The following is a 25692-nucleotide window of genomic DNA, read 5'->3' on the forward strand; positions in this document are numbered from 1 at the left end:
GAATAGCTCTTTTGAGCTTTCATTTCATATTTTATTTGTTAGAATAATGCAAATGATAATATTTTTCATTTAAAGCATGACAGATCCCATACATCATCTATATCGAGAACATCACTCCTGGTTATACCAATGGTTAAAGCGTCGTCTAAGTAACTCAGAAGATGCAGCCGATTTGGCACAGGATACTTTCTTACGTATTTTAAAACGTAAGGAGCATTTGCACTTTGAACAGCCTCGAGCCATATTAACTACTGTTGCTAGAGGAGTTCTGGTCAATTGGTATCAGCGCCGTGAAATTGAGAAAGCTTATCTGGAAACTTTACAGATACATGCTGGTCGCTATGAGATTACCCCAGAACAAAAATTACAGGCGATAGAGTCGTTATGCTTGATCAGTCAATTGTTAAACCAGCTTTCAGACCGACAAAGACAAACGTTTATTTGGTCTCAACTGGAGGGGTTGACGCAACAGCAAATTGCTGAGCGTTTAGGTGTTTCTACACGGACTGTAATGCGAGATTTAGTCAGTGTATTGTCGCGATGTTTGAGTGTAATTGAATAAGGAATGTTGACATTGAATAAATCGGATATCTTGTCAGCAAAATAAATGAGTATATGAAAAATAATCAAATTTTTGACGAGGCAGCTGAATGGATCGTCAAAATGCAAAGTGCGCCATTGACAGATAAAGAAAGACAACATTTTGATGAGTGGCGAAAAAAAAGTGTATTACATGCTCAGGCATGGCATAAAGCTGAGTTATTTTTACAACATCTCGGCCATTTCCCAGAACAAGGCTATCATATTCTGCAAAAGAGTCATTCAGCTGCCCGAATCAATATGGCAAGCAAATTTATTTTGGCTTTTTTTATGTGCTTTGCAATGGGAGCATTATGGACATCAGACTGGAAAGACTATTATTTTTCTGATTATTCAACAAAAGTTGGAGAGTCAAAGCATATTGAGTTAGAAGATGGAACTCATATCGATATAAATACCCAAACAGCATTTGATCAAAAATATTCCGCTACACAACGTCAGCTCATTTTACATTATGGTGAAATTCAGGTGAAAACTGGTCATGAGTTTCAGCATCTTTATCGACCATTTACAGTTTCTACCTCAGATGCAGACATGCTGGCATTAGGGACAGTATTTAACGTACAGCATTTAAAAAACAAACAGAATCATACCTGTGTTGCAGTAATTGAAAGTGCAGTTAAAATTACATTAAAACAGAATCAAAAATATACAATGCTTAATCAAGGCGAACAAATTTGTTTTGATGCAGATCATTTTGAGCCCAAACAGCCATTAAACAGTAATACATATACCTGGAAAAATGGTGTCATTATGGCTGATGAACTGACACTTGAATCATTGCTGACTGAAGTTGGACGTTATCATCATGGACACGTTCACATACAATCAGAGCTAAGACAGCTTAAAGTATCAGGTTCGTACCCTGTAAATGATTTACATGCTTTAGGAAAGGCATTGGCATTGAGTTATCCTATTCAATTCGATTCTTATCTTTCCGATCGGATCGTTCATATTAAAAAAGATGAAAAGTCTGAAAGAAAAAATTAAAAAAAATGTCAGTTTTTAGGTTTTCTACTGGTAATTAAATTAAACAGTTGAAATGAGAAGACAAATGACATCCTTTGAAAACAGCTTGGCAATGCGTTTAAAGCAGGAAACAGCGGCAGATCATGAGCATATGCATCAACTGATGGCAAGAGCACAGGTTTTTGATAGCCGTCAGCAGTATGCAAAATTTATTTTGGCACAGTATCATTTTCAAAAGGATATAGAATACTTATTTGAAAATGATGACATTATCAAATTAATCTCTGATCTGGATATTCGTGGTCGTTCTGCTGCCGCAGCATTAGATTTACAAGATTTGAATGTGTGTGCTGAACATCAGGATTTAGCTACACGGCATGTAAGTTATCCGGAAGCGATTGGATGGATCTATGTTTCTGAAGGCGCAACTTTAGGTGCTGCATTTTTATTTAAGCAAGCTCAAAATGAATTAGGACTTTCCGCAGAATTTGCAGCACGAAATTTGGCAGCTTATCCTGAAGGGCGAGCAAAAGTATGGAAACGTTTTATTTCCGAAATTGATCAGGCAGATTTAAACAAAGAACAACGAGACTTAGTGATTCAAGGTGCAAAACAAGGATTCAAGCGTTTTGCTGAATTGCTTGATAAATTTGCTGCATCGGTCTGATGCGACTTAAATGAAAATCAAAGATTCAGAACAAGGCCATACAAGGGATGTCTCAGCATCCCTTTTATTTAGTCAAACTAAGTTACATACATCAGTATGGATGCGTGTTTTATTTATTACTCTTGCAATCATTTTTATTATTTTGGCTATTATCGGCATTATTTTACCAGGGATACCAACCGTTGATTTTCTGGTCTTGGCAGCATTTTGTGCCTCAAAAGGTTCCTTTAGATTACATCACTGGTTGTATTCACATCGTTTATTTTCTCCTTTATTAAAAGGATGGAGAAATATCGGGGGAGTGTCTAAATCCAGAAAAATATTCATGAGCTTGAGTATGCTGATGGCGTCATTATTCATTTATTTATCGGCATTACACCCACACTTTAAAATAGCTTTGGTTATTGTTTTATTCATCGTATTCATCTGGATTTGGACACGTTCCAAATAATTTTGCTTTTTTTGTCAGCTAATAGAAAGTAAACTGGTAATAGTAATTGAAAATGAAAATCATTTACTATTATGAGTTGCAGCTATGAATTTCAAGAAACAAACACTTACCTTTATGATCCAGGCATTATGCGTGGGAAGTGTTTTTGCAAATGTTTCTCAAACTTTTGAACGAAACAATACACACGATGAGTCAAAGTATTATCAGATCGCTGAAAGTCGGTTGGGGTATGTACTTTCAACATTTGCCGCTCAGTCAGGTGTAGTTTTAAGTTATGACCCCGTTATATTGAAAAATTTAAATAGTCAGGGGTTAAAAGGTCGTTATAGTGTTGAACAGGGTTTTAAACAGATCTTGAGAGATACCCCTTTTAATATCGGAAAAAGGGGAGAGACTTATATTCTTGTTCCAAAGGAAGTTCAGCTAAAACAATCAGACTTATCCGGGGCTAAGGACTTGATGTTACCTCCTGAATCTGAAGAAGTACCCCGACTGCAAAAAATTGTTGTAACTGCTCAGAAGAACCGGTTACAGCCCAACACCATTCAGCTGGATTCTGAACATATTCAACGTTTTCGAGGAACTGGAAATGGCGATGTTTTTTCAGATGTCACTGGTGTGCAATTAAACAGTATCCGGAATGAAGCTGGAGCTATAGATATTGGTATTCGGGGCGTACAAGGAGAGGGACGGGTACCTGTAGTGATTGATGGGAGCTTGCAATCTACTCATACTTTTCGAGGGTATCAGGGGGAAAGTGACCGTACTTATATTGACATGGATCTGGTTAGTAAAATTAGCATTGAAAAGGGTGCTTCGACCGACAAATTTGCTGTAGGTGGAATAGGGGGATTGGTAAAGGTCAGAACTATTGGTGTGGATGATGTTCTGTTGCCTGACAAACAGGCAGGTATGCTTATAAAAGGCAGTATTTATAACAACAATAAAACGCCAAAAATATCGACCCGTGCAGAAGAGCAGGAACATTATCTTCTGACTGATCGGTTAAGCCAGAGCCATTTTAATAATGGTTCAGGAACAGTTGCATTTGCCTACAAGACAGATTTATTTGATATTGTTACAGCATATAGTAAACGTTCAGTAGGCAATTATTTCGCAGGGAAAAATGGCTATGAAAGGTATAAAAAACTAGATGCTGATGTTGCTGTCGTAAATACAGGGCAAGAAGTTGTAAATACCAGTTATGAGTCTGACTCAGGAATTGTTAAATTCGGTATAAACTTGACTGATGAGCAAAGAATAGAAGCCAATTTTCGCAGACATATACAACATGCAGGCGAGGTCATGGCCGCATATTGGTATAAGCACTATCCTGATGATGGAACAGGGAGTGCTGCATGGTATGCTCCAGATGGTCGTGAAGCAATGCCTCAATGGGGGGGGGCAAAGCTGCTGTTAATTCGTATAGTACCAGTTATCATTATCATCCTAAAAATAATGCATGGGTTAATTTAGATCTGGGGTTTTGGAAGACGGATGCAAAGCTCAATCAGCGTAATGGTTTAGCAAGTGGAATGGGGAAATTTGCTGATCAATATCTGATTAGTTACCAAGATGACCGGATAGGATTTAATGTTGAAAATACCAGCAAATTCAGTATGCTGCCATTAAGTTTGCATTATGGTGCTACATATGATGAGCAGCGTGTAAAACCACAAAATTATTATAAAAATGAAGTTTCTAGAAATGGTGAACGCTCAGAAGCATCCGTGTTTTTAAACAGCTCACTTGAGTTTGCAAAATGGAACTTTAATTTAGGTGGAAAATGGCATCAAGCCAAAGTTAAAGACTATTCAGACGATTCGACCCGAAAGTTTGACGCAAAACTGGATTGGATTGCAGGTTTAAAATATAAAATCCATCCTAATATTGATGCTTACACCAAAATCTCAAATACATACCGTACCCCAAGTTTGTTTGAATCCACTATTTCAGGACAGACTTTTAGTTATGATCCTGATTTTCCTGTAAATCCAGAGAAAGCCGAAAACAAGGAGATTGGGTTTGTAGGGAACTTTGAGCATCTATTTTCTGCACAGGATCAATTCAAATTCAATTTGAATTATTTCCATAACAATACTCAAGATTATGTATCACAGGTCATGCTATATAAACCAGATCCTGAAGCTTGGTACCCTTATTCATTTACATTTGCAAACTATAATCGAGTGTTGTTAAAAGGGTTAGAACTTGATTTCTTGTATAACCATCCTTCATTTTTTGTGACTGCCGGTGGAATGTTGTATGAAAAACCAGAGATTTGCCCAGTCAAGTCTTCATCGTGTAATACAGTTGGTGACGCATGGAGTCTGATATCGACCCGTATTCCTCCACGTAAGACCTTTAATTTTACCGTCGGTAAGTATTTATTTGACCAGAATCTGACCGTAGGTGCACGCGTTAAATACCATTCATATAAGGAAAAGCCAAAAGGATGGTTAGAGGGAACAGGTGTAAGTGGTCGGGCAGTGATTAATGTGCCTTCAGAAACTTTGCTAGATATCTTTGCTAAATATAAACTTAACTCTCATGTGGATGTTTCATTGAATCTGGACAATCTTACCAATCGCTATGCTTTTGATACGGGCTCGGTTATTGCCATGCCAATTCCGGGAAGGACAATTCGGGCAGGATTTGAAATGCGCTTTTAACGCAGTTAAATTCAAAAGCCCAGGTCTTAAATAAGATTTGGGCTTTTTTACAAATCGGCATTTTTCAATTCCCTGAAAATAGCCTATATATTTTTAACCTGTGGTTGCTTATACTGTGCGGAAGTTTTCGGAACATTCTTTTTACACGTCATTCGTACTTTAATTTTTGAGAGTACATGATTGTGTACATATTTTTAGAGTAGTTTATGGCAGTTGCTAAAAAGTCTGTAAATATCAATAACATTCGTAACTTTTCGATCATTGCTCACATTGACCATGGAAAGTCGACTCTGGCTGACCGTTTTATCCAGATGTGTGGGGGCTTGCAAGACCGTGAAATGCAGGCACAAGTACTTGATTCCATGGAACTGGAGCGTGAACGTGGTATTACCATTAAGGCGGCTTCGGTAACATTGTACTACACCCATCCAAATGGGCAGGAATATCAACTGAATTTTATTGATACACCTGGGCACGTAGACTTTTCTTATGAGGTTTCCCGTTCTCTTGCTGCGTGTGAGGGTGCGTTGCTTGTGGTTGATGCTGCACAGGGTGTAGAGGCACAATCTGTAGCAAACTGTTATACAGCGATTGAGCAAGGTCTAGAAGTATTACCAGTTCTTAACAAAATTGATTTACCTCAGGCAGAACCTGAACGTGTCATTCATGAAATTGAAGAAATCATTGGAATTGAAGCCACGCACGCACCAACGTGTTCTGCAAAAACAGGATTAGGCGTTGATGGTGTACTGGAAACACTGGTAAATGTGATTCCACCACCAGAGGGTGACCGTGAGGCACCACTGCAAGCGCTTATTGTAGATTCCTGGTTTGATAACTATCTCGGTGTTGTTTCACTTGTGCGTATCAAACAAGGTCGTGTGCGCAAAGGCGATAAAATGCTTGTGAAATCTACAGGGCAAACTCACATTATCACATCGGTTGGTATCTTTAATCCAAAACATACAGAAACTGATATGTTAGAAGCTGGTGAAGTTGGTTTTGTGATCGCAGGAATTAAAGACATTTTCGGTGCGCCTGTAGGGGATACGATTACACTTGCATCAACACCAGAAGTGGCAACTTTACCAGGGTTCAAAAAGGTAAAACCTCAAGTATATGCAGGATTATTCCCGATCGATGCAAGTGACTTTGAACCATTTCGTGAAGCACTGCACAAACTACAGATTAATGATTCAGCATTATTTTTTGAACCTGAAAGCTCTGATGCTCTCGGTTTCGGTTTCCGCTGTGGCTTCTTGGGAATGCTACATATGGAAATCGTACAAGAGCGTTTAGAGCGTGAGTATGATCTCGATCTGATCAGTTCTGCACCAACTGTGATTTATGAAGCATTGATGAAAAATGGTGAAACCAAATACATCGATAGCCCATCAAAAATGCCAGATGGTTCAACGGTTGAAGATTTGCGAGAGCCAATTGCCGAGTGTCATATTCTTGTTCCTCAGGAATATCTGGGCAACGTCATGACACTTTGTATTGAGCGCCGTGGCGTACAAAAGGATATGAAATTTTTAGGTAATCAGGTTTCTTTAACCTTTGAAATTCCAATGGCTGAGGTCGTGATGGATTTCTTTGATAAGTTGAAATCATGTTCACGTGGTTTTGCATCACTTGATTATAACTTTGTACGCTTTGAAAGTTCATCATTGGTTAAAGTTGATGTGTTAATTAATGGAGAAAAGGTTGATGCGCTGGCAATGATCTGTCACCGTAATGACGCACGTCATCGAGGTATCGCACTGGTTGAAAAAATGAAAGACCTGATTCCACGTCAAATGTTTGATGTAGCAATTCAGGCAGCGATTGGTGCCCAGATTATTGCGCGTTCAACAGTGAAAGCCATGCGTAAAAATGTATTGGCAAAATGTTATGGTGGTGATGTTTCACGTAAGAAGAAATTGCTTGCGAAACAAAAAGAAGGTAAGAAACGTATGAAACAAGTGGGAAGTGTTGAGATCCCGCAAGAAGCGTTCTTGGCTGTATTGAAAGTAGAAAGATAATAAGGTAGAGGTTTCCTAGCTCATGGATTTTGATTTTAATTTGATTCTGGTACCTGTCACACTGATATTTTTTATTGTGTGGCTACTTGATAAGTTAGTGTTTAAACAACGTGTGACGAAGGGACGGAATAATGAAAATTTCTTAATCACATGGGCTTATGATTTCTGGCCAGTTTTAGCTGTTGTACTGTTCTTGCGTTCTTTCTTATTTGAACCATTTAATATCCCATCAGAGTCAATGGTGCCGACACTCAAAACAGGTGATTATATTTTGGTTAATAAATACCAGTATGGTGTTCGTTTACCAATTACCAATACCAAGTTTATTAATGTAGGTGACCCACAGCGTGGGGAAGTTGCTGTATTTCGTTATCCTGAAAATCCCAAAATCAGTTATATCAAACGTATAATTGGATTACCTGGTGATGAAATTAAATTCGAAAATGGGGTCTTGTTTATCAATGGTCAAAAACAGGAACGTACATTTGCTTCAAATACAATGATTGCTGCGAAAGCGAACTTAAATGGTCAAGAGCAGGAAATTGACTTGGCTGGTAAAAAATATAACTCTGCTTTAGGAGAGCATAAGTTTAATACTCAGGAAATCGATTCCGAGCAGTCTGATCCAGCTGCTAAAGCACTGGTACAGGGTATTGAGCGTATGTATCCACTTTCTCATAATCAAAATTGGGAAGTAAAAGTGCCGGCAGGACATTACTTTGCAATGGGCGATAACCGGGATCAGAGTTCAGATAGTCGTTTCTGGGGATTCGTTCCTGAAGAAAATTTAACAGGTCATGCAGTCTATATCTGGATGCATAAAGAACCTGGTTTGCACTTACCTTCTTTTGACCGTAATGGTAAAATTAATTAATAAAAAATTATAAACCACCTTTGGGTGATAAAAATGTGGAAGTTTCAGCAAGGCGCATCGCGCCTTACTCTTTTATTGGGGATGGTAGCCTTTATTTTAATTGTCAAATTTTTATTGGCAATATGGCCTGCCTATTGGGATGATCGTGTGATAAATACCAAGATTCAGGAGCTTTTAAAAGAAGCCCCGGAAGATATCACACCATCAACCTTTATGACTCAAATGAGTCAAGGTTTGGAAATGAACAATATCAGAGACTTAAAAGTCAATGATATTGTGAAAGTTTCAAAGGAAAAAGGTCTTAAAGTGACTAAAAACTATGAAGTAAGAAAGTATTTCTTATTTAATATAGATTTAGTCCTCACATTCGAGAAAAGTTTTGATCAAAGGTCAGTCAAAAGTAAGTGATCCTCGCTTACCTAGTCGCATCGGTTATCAGTTTAAACAACCTGAGTTATTGCAACTTGCGCTGACACACCGATCGGTGAGCCATAAATACAACTATGAGCGGCTAGAGTTCTTAGGTGACTCATTGTTGGGGATGATCATTGCAAATTATTTATATCATGCTTATCCTCATGAAAATGAAGGTCGCTTGACGCGTATGCGTGCGACCCTGGTTCGTCAGGAAGCTTTAGGCAAAATTGCAAATGATTTAAAACTCAGTCAAAGTTTAATTTTGAGTACGGGTGAACTGAAATCAGGTGGTCATCATCGTGAATCAATATTGGCAGATACTGTAGAAGCCATTATTGGTGCAGTTTATGTTGATTGTTCTGATTTGACCATTTTGCAAAAAATTGTTCTAAAATGGTATGAACCTTATTTAGAAAATATAGAACCTACTGATCAACTTAAAGATCCGAAATCCAGGTTACAGGAATATCTACAAGCTCGTAAAAAACCCTTACCACATTATGAGGTTGTAGATATTCAGGGTGATGCACCAAACCAGCATTTCAAAGTAGAATGTATAGTAGAAGACTTACCGAAAATGATGGGTGAGGGATCTAGTCGCCGTTTTGCCGAGCAGGCAGTTGCGGCGGAAATTTTAAAGTTATTGGAGCAATAACCTTCATGTCGATTCAAAATGATCAAAACAATGTTGATCAAAACACTGAAACTCATGATTCTGAAACACAAAATAATGAGCAACAGGGGAATGATCTCATTGATCAGTTTTTTAGTTCACAAGGTGTAACTATTCCTGCTGATTATAAAAGCGGGTTTGTTGCTATTGTTGGACGCCCAAATGTAGGTAAATCTACGTTAATGAATCACTTGTTGGGGCAAAAGCTATCGATTACTTCACGTAAGCCTCAAACAACCCGTCATAAAATTATTGGAATTGATACGCGTGAGAAATCTCAGGCAGTATTTGTAGATACACCTGGAATGCACAAAAAAGAAGTACGTGCGATCAATAAAATGATGAATCGTGCAGCTCATTCTGCACTTCGTGATGTCAATTTGGTGCTCTTCGTTGTTGATGGTCAGAAATGGACTCAAAACGATGATTTAGTGCTTGAAAAGCTTAAAAATGCTGAAATGCCTGTGGTTTTGGTGATCAATAAGATTGATACGCTGGAAGATAAAAAGACATTATTGCCTTTGATCAAAGAGCGTACCAAGCTTATGAATTTTGTTGAAATTGTTCCTGTTTCAGCACTTCGCGGCGCAAATCTGGATCATCTTCGTGAATCGATTGAAAAATATTTACCATTTCAACCGCCACTGTATTCAATGGATCAAATCACAGACCGCTCAGAGCGTTTTCTTGCAAGTGAAATTATTCGCGAGAAAATTATGCGTCAGTTGGGTGAAGAGTTGCCATATGATCTGACAGTACAAATTGAATCATTCAAAACCGAAGAAGAAACCATCAATGAAAAAACAGGTAAACTAAAGCCTGCATGTACTTACATTGATGCAACCATCTTTGTAGAAAGAACTGGACAAAAAGCCATTGTGATTGGTGAAAAGGGTGCCAAGCTTAAACGTATCGGTATGGATGCCCGTACGGATATGGAAAAAATGTTTGAACAGAAAATCATGTTAACACTCTGGGTGAAAGTGAAAGGTGGTTGGTCAGATGATGAACGTGCCCTGAAAAGCCTCGGATATAGTGATATTTAACCTTTAAAAAAGTGAGCTGTGATGATTAAAGTTTTAACCGTTCTTGCATGTGTCTTTATGCTACAAGGCTGTATTACGAAAATTGTTACAGTTCCAGTAAAGGCTGCCTATGGTGTGACTAAAGGTGTGGTAAAAGGAACTGCTGCAGTTGTAGATGCCGTTATCCCGGATGGTGATGATGATAAAGATAAGAATAAAGAAGATAAGGACAAAGATCAGGAATAATTTTGAAATAACATGCGTAATGAAGTCCTGCATGGTTATTTGATCCATCATCGAAAATACCGTGAACGTAGCCATATTGTGCACTTATTTACACAAGAGCATGGTCGTGTTGACGGTATCTTGAGACAAACCCCACCCCCTCAATATCAGCCTATCTGTTTGCAAGCTTCTGGTAAGGGAGAATTAAAAAACTTCTCCAAACTGGAAATTGTGAATCAGCCTATTTTTTTCTATGGAGATGCTTTTTTTTCAGGATTTTATCTGAATGAAATCATTTTAAGACTGTGTCCACTAGAAGAAAGCATGCCTGAGACCTTTGAGCAATATCATATTACGCTTGAACATTTACAGAAACTGGCTGACCACCCCGAACCCAATATTTTTTTAAGGCAGATTTTGCGACAGTTTGAGCACGCCTTAATCGAAGAGCTGGGATATCCATTGGATTATGAATATGATTCAATGCAAAATTTGATTCAACCCCAACAAAGATACCAATTTCAACTTTCAGATGGGTTTATTCCTGTTTCGCATACATCATCAGCGACACTTGTTGGCTCACAGATTCAAAGCATGCGAAATTATGAAAAGGGTAGGGATTTTAATCCGGAACAGTTACAATTGTTGGGGAAACTCTATCGTCAGATGATTTCAGCACTTTTAGGGGATCGCCCTCTAAAAAGTCGTCAACTGTGGATTCAAAATTTTCAATCAAAATCTTAATTTAGGACATCATTATGGCTGCTTTGTTGGGTGTAAATATTGACCATGTGGCGACTTTGAGACAAGCTCGTGGTACAACTTATCCTGATCCTGTAAATGCTGCGTTGATTTGTGAAGCAGCTGGTGCACAGGGGATTACATTACACTTACGCGAAGATCGCCGTCATATTCAAGATGATGATGTACGTCGTATGCGCCCAGTATTGAAAACAAAAATGAATCTGGAAATGGCTGTAACTGATGAAATGGTTGCTATTGCAAAAGAAGTAAAACCACATCATGTTTGTTTCGTACCTGAAAATCGTCAGGAGCTTACTACAGAAGGTGGTCTGGATGTTGTAGGTCATTTTGAACATGTCAAAGCCGCAACACAGGAATTGAATGCGATTGGTGTGGATGTTTCTTTATTTATTGATGCTGATTTTGCACAGATTGATGCCGCAATTGCGTGTGGTGCTCCAACAATTGAATTGCATACTGGGCGTTATGCTGACGCAACAAATGAATTAGAACAACAACAAGAATTAGAGCGCATTGTAAAAGGCGCTGAATATGCTGCAAGCAAAGGACTTGTAGTGAATGCTGGACATGGTTTAAACCTTGATAATGTTCAAGTAATCGCAGCTATTCCTCAAATTAATGAACTTAACATTGGTCATTCTATTATTGCGGATAGTATTTTTGTGGGATTGGCACAAGCTGTACGTGAAATGAAGGCCGCTATAAAAGCTGCGAGATAGTTTATGTCAAATATTGATTATGATGCTTTAATGAAGCCCGTTATAGCATTTTTGGGGTGTGAGACACCGAAAGCATGGCTTGATGAGGCTGTGAATAATCTTGAAATTTTAATGCAAGACCATGCCAACTGTGAAAAAAAAGCCGCTGGTACAGCCATGAACCTGATGTTCCGTTATAGTTTTTTTACGGATTTACAGGTCAAGCTTGCACAATTGGTACGTGAAGAAATGTTGCACTATGAGCAAGTCCTTGAGTTTATGGCAAAGCGTGGTCAGGCATGGCAAGGTCTAAGCGCGGGACGCTATGCAGGAGGATTACGTAAAGAAATACGTACCTATGAACCTGAGGCATTGATTGATGTATTGGTGATTGGTGCATTTGTAGAGGCACGTTCATGTGAGCGTTTTTACTCGCTTGCACCATTGGTAGATGATGAGCTAGGGCGTTATTATCGGTATCTGTTAAAATCTGAATCACGCCATTATGAGGATTATCTGGCACTTGCTTTAGATGTGGCTAAAACTGCGAAACTCAAAGACCCGGAAGAAGATATACAAAGTCGCATTGAGCATATCCGTGAGGTTGAAAAAAATCTGATTTTAACGCCTGACAAGACTTTCCGTTTTCATAGTGGGATACCAGAGACTGTTGCTGCTTAAATTTTAAAATCCTCTAATATAGAGGATTTTTATTTTTGGATAAGCATGGCAAGGATGGTGGGATTAAGACATTAGATGTATAAAATGGAAAATTATTCAATAACTTGAGAAAAACGGGTTATTCAGAACGGGTATGTTTTTTGATCATAAATGGATGAGTTATTGATTTGGATCATACAAAAAAACGCAGCCCCAAAATGAGAAAAAGGGCTGCGCGGTAACGATCATCCATCTGGAGATATAGATGACCGCTTGAAATAAAACATACAGCGATAATCTTATACTTATATAGGGATTATTGATGGATTTTCAATCAGTTTTCAAAACATTTTTCCATTGAAAATACTAAGCCATAGAGTGAATTCCGAAGATATTCCCTTCAGTATCAATACCTAAAACAATGTTGCCATATTCTCCAATAGAGGTTTTAGGCATGTGGATTTTTCCATTAGCCTGTTCGATTCTGGCAGCTTCAATTGCACAGTCATCACTCGTAAAATAAACAACTGTACTATTGCCACCGGCTTGTATGCCTTGCATCTGAACCAGAGTCCCTGTTGCACCATACCTTTGCATATCTGAAGAGAATACCCACATTTGCATAGATGAATCTGGTGTATCGAGCCGAGTTAATGTTGTATTAAAAACTGTTTGATAAAACTTTTTAGCTCTATCTATATCATTGACATAGATTTCAAACCAACATGCTGGATTAATCATTTTTGAGCCTTTTAAAAGCTTAAATTTTTATATTTATATATTAAATCTGAATGATGAAATTGTTTGTTATTTAATCGTTTCAATATAAAAAAAGAGAACCGAAGTCCTCTTTTTTTACTTTTTAATTAATGGCGTGCAGCTTTTCCTTCATCAACTGCTTTGACGATTGGCGCTTTAACCAATGGCTTAGGTGCTTCAACCAAAGCAAGTGGTAAAATATCATCAATACTTTTCACTGCTTTAATTTCCAGACCATCCTTCACATTTTGAGGGATTTCAGTCAAGTCACGTACGTTTTCTTGTGGAATAAATACCAGTTTTACACCACCACGATGCGCTGCTAACAGTTTTTCTTTCAAACCGCCGATACGCATTGCACGACCACTCAGACTGGTTTCACCTGTCATGGCAATGTCAGGGCGAATCGCAATGCCAGTGAAAGCGGATACAAGTGCAGTAGTCAAGGCAAGACCAGCAGATGGACCATCTTTTGGTGTTGCACCTTCTGGCAAGTGAACGTGTACATCAGTTTCTTCAAAACGAGAAGCTTCTATACCCAGTTCATCTGCACGCGTACGAACTACAGTCATGGCAGTAGTAATAGACTCTTTCATTACATCACCAAGCGAACCTGTGGTAATGAATTTGCCTTTACCTTTTACAGCCGCAACTTCAATGGTTAGCAATTCGCCACCAACTGAAGTCCAAGCCAAGCCATTGACACGACCTACTTGCGCTTCTGTTTCAGCCATACCATAGTCAAACTTATGTACGCCTAGATATTCTGGTAGGTTTTCAGCCGTTACATCCACATGCAGATTTTTAGCTTTCTTACTTACAGATTCTTTTACAACCTTACGTGCAATTTTAGAAACCTCACGTTCAAGGCTACGTACACCAGCTTCACGAGTATAACGACGAACAATGTCGCGAATCGCTTCTTCATGAACAGTCAATTCTTTGGCACGTAAACCATTGTTCTTGATTGCTTTAGGAACAAGGTAACGCTCTGCAATATTGACTTTTTCATCTTCGGTATAACCTGGTAGACGAATCACTTCCATACGGTCAAGCAAGGCTTCTGGAATGTTCATGCTGTTCGCGGTACAGATAAACATCACTTCAGACAAGTCAAGATCAAGATCAAGATAGTGATCGTTAAACTTGTTGTTTTGTGATGGATCAAGTACTTCAAGTAAAGCGGAAGCTGGATCACCACGGTAATCTTGTGCCATCTTGTCAATTTCATCGAGTAGGAACAATGGGTTCTTCACACCGACTTTTGTTAATGACTGCACAATTTTACCTGGCATCGCACCGATATACGTACGACGGTGTCCACGGATTTCTGCTTCATCACGTACACCACCTAAAGCCATGCGAACAAATTCACGACCTGTAGCTTTGGCAATGGATTCACCTAAAGAGGTTTTACCTACACCCGGAGGTCCAACCAGGCAGAGGATAGGGCCTTTAAGTTTTTTCACACGAGATTGAACAGCCAGATATTCAACAATACGTTCTTTGACCTCATCTAAACCATAATGGTCAGAATCAAGGATTTCCTGAGCTTTTGCCAAATTGATGCTGACTTTGCTCGCTTTGTTCCAAGGTGTATCTAAAATCACCTCTAAATAGTTACGAACCACAGCCGCTTCACTAGATGCAGGTTGCATCGCTTTGAGCTTACGGAATTCAGCTTCAGCTTTTTTACGTACATGTTCTGGTAAATCAGCTTCTGAAAGACGTTTTTCAATCTCAGCAACGTCGTCTTCAGCACCGCCATTCATGTCGGAAAGTTCACGCTGAATAACCTTCATTTTTTCATTCAAGAAGTATTCGCGTTGATTTTTTTCCATTTGACGTTTTACAGAATCATGTAAGGTCTGTTCAATTTGTTGCTCTTCTGACTGTTGCAACAAATAGGTCATGAGTTCTTGTAAATGTGCTTCAAACTCATCATGTTCCAGGAACTTTTGTTTAATATCAATATTTAATGGAACCCGGGTCGCAACAAAGAAAACTAATTGTAATAAATCATCAATTTTATTTGCTGCTGCGATCAATTCACGGGCATTACGTAGTTTTGCTTCTGCATATTGAGAGAACAAGGCACGTAATTCTTGCACACGTGTGTCTTTAGTATCCTTGTCTAAAGATACAGTCATAGGGCTAAGCTTGTGTTCAGCCGTCAAATATTCACCATTATCGATGATTTTTTCGAGTTTCGAACGGTGCAAGCCTTCGATAAGGACTTTTATACAGTTTTCATCATTTTCGTGATTCACAACTTGCACAATCTTCGCGACAGTACCGTATTGATAAAGGTTGTCGTGATCAATTTCTTCTGTAAGAGAATCTTTTTGTGCAACTACAAATACTAAATTGTCACTGTTACGAGCCACATCAACTGCATTGATCGATTTTTCACGACCCACAAATAACGCAATTTGCATGTGTGGATAAACCACAACATCACGTAGCGCTAATAGTGGTAATACACTTGGAACCTGAGGCTCTAAGGTTTTTTCATTCATAATAATTTCAGACATGGGCACTCCTAATGAGTGACAACGGTGTTGCCATGAAAATTATAGTGATGGGTATTTGGAAAATTACAAGGGCTTCACATCATAAAATGTTTAATTTTTCGTAAGTGTATGATTGTTAAATGTTCAAATTTTCCATTATTGACTCATTTGACGCTTAAAAATGTAGAAATGATGAGGAATCAGTAAAGCATCCAAAGCTTGATCCCATTTATTTCGAATTAAATTTTCATGCAATAACTGAAAATCATGTGCCAGCCCTAAACGGAATGGTTTAGTTAAAGCCGTTGCCAAAGTACGATCATAAAAACCGCCACCCATTCCCATTCGGGTGCCAGAGGTGTCACATGCCAGTAATGGCATGATTAATAAGTCAAGATGATTGACATTAAAGCCACGACTTGCCATAGGTTCGAGCATCCCCAATCGATGATAGGAGAAACGTTTACTACGATACTGATGTTGCGTGATTTTTACCCACACCAGTTTGTTATTCATGTTACAAATCATGGGTAAATAGACTTGTTTGTGATGGCTAAAACAATATTCAATGATTTTGTTTGTCTGTACCTCTCCAAAAGCATCGAGATATATGCCAATTTTATGAGAATGAATAAATTTTGAAGAATGGATCAGTTTTGACCAGATGATTTGTTCTGTTTGTTTTTGTTGAAAACGAGAAATATTCCTACGCTTTTTTCTGAGTTGTTTACGTAATTCATGACTTTGTTTGGAAATTTTCATATCAAAGCTTTCTATAAATGGATGTTAAATACAGATTGTTCCTATTTTATTGTTTGAGTGCTTTTAAAATCGGGCAGCAGGTATCTGTAGTGGTTTTGCATTCATCAATCCATGTACTTAAACGAACTTTTAAAGATTGTAATTCACGAATACGTTGATCAATTTTTTCCAGACGTTGTTCGATGACATGACGTACTTTTTCACGATCATCCAGCTCTAAATGAAGCAGTTCCTGAATTTCGCTGAGTTGTAATCCGGCATCTTTGGCTTTTTGGATAAAGCTCAATGTTTCAATATCTTGATCGTTGTAATAGCGGTAATTTGCTGTTGTTTCCGGAATTCGCATTAAGCCGATCCGTTGATAATAACGAATGGTTTCCACATTGAGATGGCATTGTTTGGCAAGTTTTCCAATGGTTAGCATATAAACCTCACAAAAAGACTTGACTCTGTACTCAGGTACAGACTTTATCCTATCATAATTGAATAAGAAAATAGGGGAATCTCATGAGTGGGCAACAAAAAACTTCTTGCTGTTCTGGGCATGGTTCTACATTAACATTGGTGAAAAATGATCCGGTGTGCGGTATGAGCGTGTCTGAAGATTCGACACATTTTTCAGAATATAAAGAAAAGAAATACCTTTTTTGCTGTCAGGGTTGTAAGCAGAAATTTGAACAAAATCCACAATCCTTCTTACAGGAAAAGACTCAAATTTCAGAGGGATGTGGCTGTTCCAAACATAAAGAAAGCCCAAAGGATTCCGGTTCAGCCCAGGATTTACATCATTTTAAAAAAGATGAGAAAGCGCATTGTTGCGGTGGGAAAAACACCGGTCATCATTCTCATAAATATTTAAATGATGCGGCTATATTTATGCCAGTGACCACCAATTCTAAAGCAAATACAGTGGAAACAGTGACTGATCCTGTTTGTGGTATGCAGGTTAAAACGGATTCCCAATATCACAGTGTTTATCAGGATAAAAACTATTATTTTTGTTCTGAAAATTGTCAAAATAAATTTAACACCAATCCAGCTCAATATATCAAAACAGAAGTTAAGTCTTCATGTTGTGGTAGTGACAAAAAAGTTGAAGTCAAAACTTCAGGTTGTTGTGGAGGACATGAACACAGCCACCATGACCATTCACAACATGCGCATCATCAGACACATACAGCAATAGACCCTGTTTGTGGGATGTCAGTTGATACCAGTACAGATTTAAAAACCGATTATGAGGGGAAAACCTATTATTTTTGTAATCCATCATGTTTGTACAAGTTTCAAAATGACCCAGAGCCATACCTGATTCCACATGATCAGCGGGCTGTACCTGAGGGGATGGATGATGTTTTGTTTACCTGTCCGATGGATCCCGAAATCGTGCAAAAAGGTCCAGGGACATGTCCGATCTGTGGTATGGCTTTAGAGCCGATGCAACCGAGTTTAGATGAGGGACCAAACCCGGAATTGGTCGATTTTTCAAATCGTTTTTGGAAAACCCTACCGCTGACTTTGATTGTTTTTGTTTTAGCTATGGGCTCTCATATTCATGCCTTTATTTCTCCACATATTCAACCATGGATTGAACTGGTCTTATCTATTCCTGTTGTACTTTGGGCGGGTCTGCCTTTTTTACAACGTTGCTGGATTTCGTATAAAACCTGGCATCTGAATATGTGGAGCCTGATTGGTGTCGGGATACTGGCTGCATTTATTTATAGTGTTGTTGCAACAGTATTTCCATCCCTAGTTCCTGTTCAAGCTAAAACAGGACATGGTGTTGCAGTGTATTTTGAAGCGGCATGTATGATCGTATCTTTGAGTTTGCTTGGTCAAATCATGGAATTGAAAGCACGCTCGAAAACGGCAGATTCATTACGTGCACTTTTAAAATTGCAACCAAACACGGCAAAACGAATTGAAGATGGTCAAGTTGTAGAAGTTGAAATTAGTGATGTTAAAGAGGGAGAGATATTACAGATTTCATCAGGTGAGCAAATCCCTTTAGATGGTATTGTCATTGAGGGGAAAACCTATGTCGATGAATCCATGATGACTGGAGAACCTGCAGCAGTTAAAAAAGAGGTGAATGATAAAGTCATCGGAGGAACAGTCAACCAGCAAGGTTCAATTCGTATCCAGACCACTGCTGTAGGCACAAATACAACTTTGGCAAAAATGATACAGGTCGTTGCTGATGCCCAACGTTCAAAAGCGCCTTTACAAAAAATGGCTGATGTCGTGGCTAAATACTTTGTCATGATTGTATTGGGGATTAGTGTAATCACTTTTATTGCCTGGATGTTCTTTGGAGCGAGTTTTGATTTGGCATTAATGTGTGCTGTTTCCGTCCTGATTATTGCCTGTCCATGTGCACTAGGTTTGGCGACACCTATGTCTGTTATGGCAACGACGGGTAGAGCAGCACAAAAAGGTGTGTTGTTTAAAGATGCAGAGGCGATAGAAGCATTAAGTAAGGTGGATGTGGTTGTCGTCGATAAAACGGGTACTTTGACAGAAGGTAAACCAGGTGTATCCAAAATCGAGGTCTTATCTTCAAATCTGGATCAAAGCCACGCTGAACTATGGATTGCATCTGTTGAGCAATATTCAACCCATCCGATTGCGGAAACATTAACAAGATTAGTATCTCCAGAACAATTATTGGCGGCTCAGGATTTTGAAGATGTAACTGGCTTTGGCGTTAAAGGACGTCTTCAAAATCAAATGCTTTATGTGGGGAGCCAAAAGTTATTGGATAATTTGGGACTGAAAATAGATGCAGATCACTCACACAAAATTGATCAGTTACGCTCACAGGGAAATGCGCTTAGTTTTCTGGCAAATGAGCATGAAGTCCTTGCTTATATTGCGATTAAAGATGCAATTAAAGCCAATGCCAGGCAAGTAATTGATCAGCTACATGCTGATGGTATAGAAGTCGTTATGGCAACAGGTGATCATGAGCAAAATGCTCAACTGGTTGCTGACGAGCTTGGAATTCAGCAGGTATATGGTAATTGTGATCCGACTGAAAAGCTAAGTATTGTTCAGAAATATCAAGCTCAGGGCAAAGTTGTAGCGATGGCAGGTGACGGGATCAATGATGCACCAGCACTCGCTCAGGCTAATGTGGGGATTGCTATGGGTACAGGTACAGATATTGCTAAACAGACAGCACAGGTTACTTTGGTCAAAGGTGATATTCGTGGTGTAGCTGATGCTTTACATATGGCAAGACAGGGTGTGAAAAACATGAAACAGAATTTAGGTTTTTCATTTATCTATAATGGATTAGGTGTACCAGTGGCAGCAGGTATTTTTTATCCTGTTTTAGGTATTCTGCTCACACCGATGTTTGCTGCGGTGGCGATGTCTTTAAGTTCATTATCCGTAGTACTTAATGCACTCCGTTTGAATCGTTCCTGATGTGGTAAATGCTTAATTGCTACTAATTCTCAGGCTATGGCAGATGTTTATTGATAAAATCTGCCATAGTTATAAGATTGACATTAAGTACATAGAGAGTGTCGAGAAAGATCAAACAGATGCAAAGAAAAATCTCATTAATAGAATCAAGATTCAGTTTATTTAAAAGTCTGGTTTTCATTATATCCTCTCTTCAAAAGACTGTTTATTACAAGCACCCTGAATCATCGATAGCTGTAGTTGTTGGCTTTATAAAAATCAAGATTTATTCAGATAAAAATAAGACGAATATTTAATTTATTGTTCCATTAAAATTAGTGTGGCACTTTGATTGTTTTTTGGTTATCTTTATTGCATGCAACATGCTATAACGTGAATGTAATATTTCATTGATGAATTGAATAGAAATAAAACTTATCTAAATAAGATATCGATTTAGGTATTTTCACCACCTGAATCATAGACAAGGAGCGACGAAGAGAAGATGGATTACTGTTTATCGCCTTTGGAACATTTTCAGAAAATCAATTTTCTGGTTCCTGAAGGAGCATGTGACACTCATGCGCATGTAGTTGCTGAAGATATTGAACAATATCCCATGGTCGATACGAGAAGTTATACCCCACGTCCTGCGACCGAACAAGATTATTTCAAAATGCTGAAACAGACAGGAATGTCACGTGGAGTGCTGGTTCAAATCAGTGTTTATGGCACGGATAACCGGTATATGCTTGAAGTGCTATCACGCCATCCAGACCAGCTTAGAGGTATAGCTGTAGTTGATGCCGATATTTCAGAAAATGAACTGGAACGGATGCACCAATTAGGGGTAAGAGGGCTTCGAATTAATGTGTTATTTGGTGGTGGCATTGGTTTTGCAGCGATGGAACGATTGGCAGATAAAATCAAAAGTTTTGGCTGGCATATGCAGTTTTTAATGGATGCGGCTGATATTCCAGAACTTATGCCCAGATTACAAAAATTACCTGTCATCGGGGTGGTTGATCATATGGGACATACCCCTGTCTCCTCAGGACTTGAAAGTCCTGCAATGAAAGGTTTGACACACTTGATGGAAGAGCATGGCTGGTGGGTCAAACTGTCAGGTGCTTATCGTATCGGTGATAATTTTCCAAATTTTATGGATGTCAATCAATGGGCAAGAAAGTTGTATCAGACAGCACCTGAACAATGTGTATGGGGGAGTGACTGGCCACATGTCGCACTTACTCAAATGCCGGATACGGGGGCTCTATTAAATCAGTTAGAACTTTGGCTACCAACGGAACAAGACCGTAAAAAGGTACTCGTTGATAATCCACAAAAGCTTTATGGATTTCCAGCAATGACCTAAGAATAGGGAGAAGGAAAATGCTTTGGTTTAGGGAATTGAACAAAACTGAAAAAAAAACATTTATTGGTGCATTTGGTGGATGGGCAATAGATGCTTTGGATTTCATGGTATTTACATTTGTTATTTCAACGTTGATCACACTGTGGGGCATAGATAAAAGTCAGGCAGGAATGCTTGGTACAGTAACGTTATTATTTTCTGCAATTGGTGGCTGGGGAGCAGGCATTCTGGCGGATAAATACGGCAGGGTAAAAATACTCCAATACACTATTTTATGGTTTTCGGTTTGTACAGTACTGATTGGTTTTGCACAGAATTTTGAACAGATTTTTATCTTGCGAGCATTACAGGGATTAGGTTTTGGTGGTGAATGGGCTGTTGGTTCAGTTCTGATGGGAGAAATTGTCCGTTCACAGCATCGTGGTAAAGCCGTGGGTACTGTACAAAGTGGTTGGGCTATAGGGTGGGGGGTAGCTGCCATTTTGTATACCATTGCTTTTACTGTTTTTCCACCTGAAATTGCATGGCGTACATTGTTCTGGATCGGTGTATTTCCTGCATTACTGATTTTATTTATACGTAAGCATGTTCCTGAACCAGAGGTTTTTAAACAGACTAAACAGGCAGCTGGCACTACAAAAGTCAGTTTTTGGGAAATCTTTTCACCTCGATTGGTAAAAAACACCCTGTTAACTGCTATTTTGTGTACAGGTGTCCAAGGTGGTTATTATGCAATCACGACATGGTTACCGACTTATCTCAAGACTGAAAGAGGTCTTTCTGTATTGAATACAGGAGGTTATCTTGGGGTAATTATTTTTGGGTCATTCGTTGGGTATATCACAGGCGCATATATGACCGATAAGTTCGGGCGCAAAGCAAATCTGCTTATCTTTTCTGTTTTATCCTGTTTAAGTGTTTATTTTTATACCCAGTTTCAACTGACCAATGAATTAATGTTGTTACTTGGATTTCCACTTGGTTTTGCGGCATCAGGAATATTTAGTGGTTTAGGTGCATACTTAACTGAATTATTTCCAAATGAGCTACGCGCAAATGGGCAGGGTTTTGCCTATAATTTTGGTCGTGGTATTGGTGCATTATTCCCGACACTTGTTGGATTTTTAGCACAAAATAATGGTTTGGGCTGGGCAATTGGTGTGTTTGCTGGTGGAGCATATTTTGTGGTGATTGTGATTACGCTGTTTTTACCTGAAACCAAAGGGCGTGATTTGTTCCAAAATCAATCGTAAAATATTAAGGGCTGCTGACATATTATAACTATATTGTGTTGCCTGCTAAATTGAACGGACTGGTTGCGAAATGTAGAGAATGGCGAGGTCATTTTTCAAGTTTCGTAACCAATTTGAAATATCAACAGATCCTGATAGATAAGTCGTATCAAGCTATGGACGTACAATTTCCATGATCGAACGACTATTTATTTTGAGTAATAATATCGGTAATTTTTTCAAAAAAAGATTCAACAATCATATTACGCTTTTTCCCTTTGCTGGTCACCAGACATATGCGTGTATCATAATGAAAAGACTCAATAAATAATGGTTTCATATCGCTGTTTTCAACCCATTTCTTTGCATAATGATCTGGTAAAAAACCGATAAAATTCCCTGTCAGAATTAAAAATGCAATGCCTTCACGGTCACTTGCAGTCGCAGTACAGTTTAAGTTTTGATAAAGCTGTAGTGCTTTGGGACTCAAGGTATAACTTGGCATAACAGCATTCCATTCATGCAGATCTGAATGCGATAACTCGAGTTCTTTTTCAAATAAAGGATGATCTTTACCACAATATAAAAATGATTGCTCCGCATATAAATCAAAATAGTCTAGACCGGAAAGAGGGGTCACTAAGGGGATTGCACCCAAATGTAAGCGACCATCCATGACTTTACATTCGATATCGGCAAGGGTGCTCATACTAATATTAACTTGTACCTCTGAGCTTTCCTGTGTGAGCTGTTTTAACGTATGTGTGATGTAAGATTTAGGCATAGTGACCAGATTATTGATGATGCCTATATTTAGATCACCTTTTAGTTTTTTATGAATCTGATTGACTTTTAAACGAAAATCTTCAATAGAAGCGATCAAGGTATCTGTATAGTTTAAAATTTCCTGCCCTTCATGCGTGAGTGAAAAACCTGCACGACCACGTTGACACAGACGTACACCTAGACGTTTTTCCAGATCGCTCATGTGTAGGCTGATTGCTGATCGGCTAATACCTAATAAACTCTCGGCAGCGGTGAAACTTCCTGTTTCAGATACTGTTTTGAATATTTTTAATAATTTAATATCAAAATCAGTCACTTGATTCAATTTTTTTGTTTTCATTTAGGTGAGTTTTTTTAAATCTAAAGATAAGTTAATTTGAATTTATCAAACCTAAAGTTGTTTTGTAAACTCCTGAACAGAATAAGGAGATCGGTATGATAAATACACAAGGAATAGATCATTTAAATTTGCAGGCACACTGGATGCCATTTTCCTCCAATCGGAATTTCCATAAAGATCCAAGAATGATTGTTTCTGCAAAAGATCAGTGGCTGGTCGATGCAGATGGGCGACAGGTGTATGATTCCTTATCAGGGTTATGGACCTGTGGGCTTGGGCATTGCCTACCTGAAATACAATCAAGTGTTGCAAAACAATTGGAAAAACTCGATTACTCTCCTGCTTTCCAGTTTGCCCATCCACTCTCTTTTCAACTGGCTGAAAAAATTATTCAACATATGCCAGCAGGATTGAATCATGTTTTTTTTACTGATTCCGGTTCGGAAGCTGCGGATACAGCTTTAAAAATGGCAAAGGCATATTGGCGCATTAAAGGTCAACCGACAAAAACAAAATTGATTGGTAGAGCACGTGCTTATCATGGCGTCAATATTGGTGGCACAAGTTTAGGCGGAATAGGTGGCAATCGTAAAATGTACGGCGACTTGATGAATGTTGATCATTTGCCACATACCTTACAAAAAGATCAAGTGTTTACTAAAGGGATGGCCGAGACAGGTGGCGTAGCGCTTGCTGATGAAATGTTAAAGCTGATCGAACTACATGATGCCTCTAATATTGCAGCGGTCATTGTAGAGCCTGTTTCTGGTTCGGCAGGGGCAATTGTACCGCCAAAAGGTTATCTCAAACGACTACGTGAAATCTGTGATCAACATAATATCCTGTTGATTTTTGATGAAGTGATTACGGCATTTGGCCGGATGGGGACATGGACAGCTTCAGAGTATTTTGATGTGAAACCAGACCTTTTAAATTTTGCAAAACAGGTCACCAATGGCGCTATTCCTCTGGGAGGGGTAGTTGCAAGCGAGGAAATTTACCAGACTTTTATGCAGCAGGATATTGCTGAACATCTGGTTGAATTTACGCACGGCTATACTTATTCGGCGCATCCTGTCGCATGCGCTGCAGGTCTGGCTACGCTGAATGTACTTGAACAGAGAGATGTTATGGGGCAAGTTCAGGCGTTGATTCCCCAGTTTGAAGACAAGATACACCAGTTGAAAGGAATACCTCATATTCTGGATATTCGCAATTGTGGCTTGATCGGAGCGATACAACTGGCTGCAAGAGATGGAGATACATCCATTCGTGCTTTTGAAACGGGGATGAAACTATGGAAAGCAGGTTTTTATGTACGTTTTGGTGCTGATACATTGCAGTTTGGGCCAATGTTTAATGCCAGTGCACAAGATCTGGATCGCTTAATGAACGCAGTAGGAGAACATTTATATCAACTGGATTAAGGTATTGATGCTGATTTATATCAATAGCCTCTATTGAAAATGAATGGCAAAACATAAAACAAGGCGAACTTCACTTCATATACATCAGTTGATATTTATAACTTAAAAAAGAATAGTGAATATCTGATGAACTATTCTTTTTATAGAACTGTTTTAAATGTTCAAATTTAAAACATCAATGAAGTAAGTACTGAACCATGAATGAATTCGTGTTGTAAAATTTCGGGCATTTTAATGTCTGGATTAAAAGCCAAGTTTTATGTTTACACATTTCAAAGCAAAATCTTTATTTGTTTTATAGTGAAATTATGAGTTTTATCATGATTTTATTTTATCTTGCTAAAAATTTTAGATACTAATGAGT

Annotated in this window: 24 protein-coding genes; 19 read left to right on the forward strand and 5 right to left on the reverse strand. The window is 38.6% G+C overall.

The features are described 5' to 3' along the window. Nucleotides 1-76 precede the first annotated feature (76 nt). From KPC_RS01080 to miaE, 15 genes are all read left to right on the forward strand, one after another. Nucleotides 77-562, forward strand: a complete 486-nt coding sequence (locus tag KPC_RS01080; protein ID WP_121972610.1) for a sigma-70 family RNA polymerase sigma factor — start codon at nt 77-79, stop codon at nt 560-562. Nucleotides 563-615: 53 nt separating this feature from the next. Beyond that, nucleotides 616-1590 carry a FecR domain-containing protein gene (locus KPC_RS01085; RefSeq protein ID WP_121972611.1) on the forward strand — a complete coding sequence of 325 codons (975 nt, stop codon included), beginning with the start codon at nt 616-618 and terminating at the stop codon, nt 1588-1590. A 64-nt stretch (nt 1591-1654) separates the two neighbouring features. Next, nucleotides 1655-2236 carry a biliverdin-producing heme oxygenase gene (locus KPC_RS01090; protein ID WP_121972612.1) on the forward strand — a complete coding sequence of 194 codons (582 nt, stop codon included), beginning with the start codon at nt 1655-1657 and terminating at the stop codon, nt 2234-2236. A 10-nt stretch (nt 2237-2246) separates the two neighbouring features. Further along, entirely contained in the window at nt 2247-2687 is a 441-nt protein-coding gene (locus KPC_RS01095; protein ID WP_121972613.1) for a YbaN family protein, read from the forward strand. An 84-nt stretch (nt 2688-2771) separates the two neighbouring features. Next, on the forward strand, nt 2772-4163 hold the full coding sequence (locus KPC_RS20690; RefSeq protein WP_228212108.1) for a TonB-dependent receptor: 1392 nt from the start codon (nt 2772-2774) through the stop codon (nt 4161-4163). Further along, nucleotides 4082-5359 (forward strand): TonB-dependent receptor domain-containing protein, encoded by a 1278-nt coding sequence (locus KPC_RS20695; RefSeq protein WP_228212110.1) that lies wholly within the window; start codon nt 4082-4084, stop codon nt 5357-5359. The genes KPC_RS20690 and KPC_RS20695 overlap by 82 nt, the downstream gene beginning before the upstream one ends. 206 nt (nt 5360-5565) lie before the next feature. After that, the gene (gene lepA, locus KPC_RS01105) at nt 5566-7383 is read left to right on the forward strand and encodes a translation elongation factor 4 (protein ID WP_121972614.1); all 1818 of its coding nucleotides are present in this window, start codon (nt 5566-5568) and stop codon (nt 7381-7383) included. A 22-nt stretch (nt 7384-7405) separates the two neighbouring features. Beyond that, nucleotides 7406-8257: a signal peptidase I gene (gene lepB / locus KPC_RS01110; protein WP_121972615.1), complete on the forward strand. Its 852-nt coding sequence runs from the start codon at nt 7406-7408 to the stop codon at nt 8255-8257. A gap of 33 nt (nt 8258-8290) precedes the next feature. Further along, nucleotides 8291-8665 (forward strand): DUF4845 domain-containing protein, encoded by a 375-nt coding sequence (locus tag KPC_RS01115; protein ID WP_121972616.1) that lies wholly within the window; start codon nt 8291-8293, stop codon nt 8663-8665. Then, nucleotides 8637-9329 carry a ribonuclease III gene (gene rnc, locus KPC_RS01120; RefSeq protein ID WP_121972617.1) on the forward strand — a complete coding sequence of 231 codons (693 nt, stop codon included), beginning with the start codon at nt 8637-8639 and terminating at the stop codon, nt 9327-9329. Before KPC_RS01115 ends, rnc begins: the two co-directional genes overlap by 29 nt. A gap of 11 nt (nt 9330-9340) precedes the next feature. Continuing rightward, nucleotides 9341-10393 (forward strand): GTPase Era, encoded by a 1053-nt coding sequence (gene era, locus KPC_RS01125; RefSeq protein WP_407641965.1) that lies wholly within the window; start codon nt 9341-9343, stop codon nt 10391-10393. 21 nt (nt 10394-10414) lie between these two features. Further along, a complete protein-coding gene (locus KPC_RS01130; protein ID WP_121972619.1) occupies nt 10415-10618 on the forward strand; it encodes an NF038104 family lipoprotein in 204 nt (67 codons plus the stop codon). 12 nt (nt 10619-10630) lie between these two features. After that, nucleotides 10631-11341, forward strand: a complete 711-nt coding sequence (recO, locus tag KPC_RS01135) for a DNA repair protein RecO (protein ID WP_121972620.1) — start codon at nt 10631-10633, stop codon at nt 11339-11341. 14 nt (nt 11342-11355) lie between these two features. Then, nucleotides 11356-12081, forward strand: a complete 726-nt coding sequence (gene pdxJ / locus KPC_RS01140) for a pyridoxine 5'-phosphate synthase (RefSeq protein ID WP_121972621.1) — start codon at nt 11356-11358, stop codon at nt 12079-12081. 3 nt (nt 12082-12084) lie between these two features. Next, nucleotides 12085-12741 (forward strand): tRNA-(ms[2]io[6]A)-hydroxylase, encoded by a 657-nt coding sequence (gene miaE / locus KPC_RS01145; protein WP_121972622.1) that lies wholly within the window; start codon nt 12085-12087, stop codon nt 12739-12741. Nucleotides 12742-13086: 345 nt separating this feature from the next. Here miaE and KPC_RS01150 read toward each other — a convergent pair whose 3' ends face one another. From KPC_RS01150 to KPC_RS01165, 4 genes are all read right to left on the reverse strand, one after another. Further along, entirely contained in the window at nt 13087-13461 is a 375-nt protein-coding gene (locus tag KPC_RS01150) for a VOC family protein (protein WP_121972623.1), read from the reverse strand. Between the two features lie 125 nt (nt 13462-13586). Then, a complete protein-coding gene (gene lon, locus KPC_RS01155; RefSeq protein ID WP_121972624.1) occupies nt 13587-16013 on the reverse strand; it encodes an endopeptidase La in 2427 nt (808 codons plus the stop codon). Between the two features lie 135 nt (nt 16014-16148). Continuing rightward, on the reverse strand, nt 16149-16754 hold the full coding sequence (locus KPC_RS01160) for a 5-formyltetrahydrofolate cyclo-ligase (RefSeq protein ID WP_121972625.1): 606 nt from the start codon (nt 16752-16754) through the stop codon (nt 16149-16151). Between the two features lie 46 nt (nt 16755-16800). Then, nucleotides 16801-17178, reverse strand: a complete 378-nt coding sequence (locus KPC_RS01165) for a MerR family transcriptional regulator (protein ID WP_121972626.1) — start codon at nt 17176-17178, stop codon at nt 16801-16803. A gap of 83 nt (nt 17179-17261) precedes the next feature. Between KPC_RS01165 and KPC_RS01170 the strand changes: the two genes are divergently transcribed. The 3 genes from KPC_RS01170 to KPC_RS01180 all read left to right on the forward strand — a co-directional run bounded on the left by KPC_RS01170 (nt 17262) and on the right by KPC_RS01180 (nt 22796). Further along, nucleotides 17262-20189 (forward strand): heavy metal translocating P-type ATPase, encoded by a 2928-nt coding sequence (locus KPC_RS01170; protein WP_121972627.1) that lies wholly within the window; start codon nt 17262-17264, stop codon nt 20187-20189. A gap of 484 nt (nt 20190-20673) precedes the next feature. Continuing rightward, nucleotides 20674-21543 (forward strand): amidohydrolase family protein, encoded by an 870-nt coding sequence (locus KPC_RS01175; protein WP_121972628.1) that lies wholly within the window; start codon nt 20674-20676, stop codon nt 21541-21543. A 17-nt stretch (nt 21544-21560) separates the two neighbouring features. Next, complete coding sequence (locus tag KPC_RS01180) at nt 21561-22796, forward strand: MFS transporter (protein WP_121972629.1); 1236 nt, start codon at nt 21561-21563, stop codon at nt 22794-22796. Nucleotides 22797-22980: 184 nt separating this feature from the next. Here the strand turns inward: KPC_RS01180 and KPC_RS01185 are convergent, their stop codons facing one another. Continuing rightward, a complete protein-coding gene (locus KPC_RS01185) occupies nt 22981-23901 on the reverse strand; it encodes a LysR family transcriptional regulator (RefSeq protein WP_121972630.1) in 921 nt (306 codons plus the stop codon). A gap of 95 nt (nt 23902-23996) precedes the next feature. On the opposite strand from KPC_RS01185, the gene KPC_RS01190 reads away from it, so the two are divergent. Next, a complete protein-coding gene (locus KPC_RS01190; RefSeq protein ID WP_121972631.1) occupies nt 23997-25328 on the forward strand; it encodes an aspartate aminotransferase family protein in 1332 nt (443 codons plus the stop codon). The last annotated feature ends 364 nt before the right edge of the window (nt 25329-25692 follow it).

Origin of the sequence: Acinetobacter stercoris, from assembly GCF_900323515.1 — a bacterium.
In the GTDB taxonomy this organism is placed as follows: Bacteria; Pseudomonadota; Gammaproteobacteria; order Pseudomonadales; family Moraxellaceae; genus Acinetobacter; species Acinetobacter stercoris.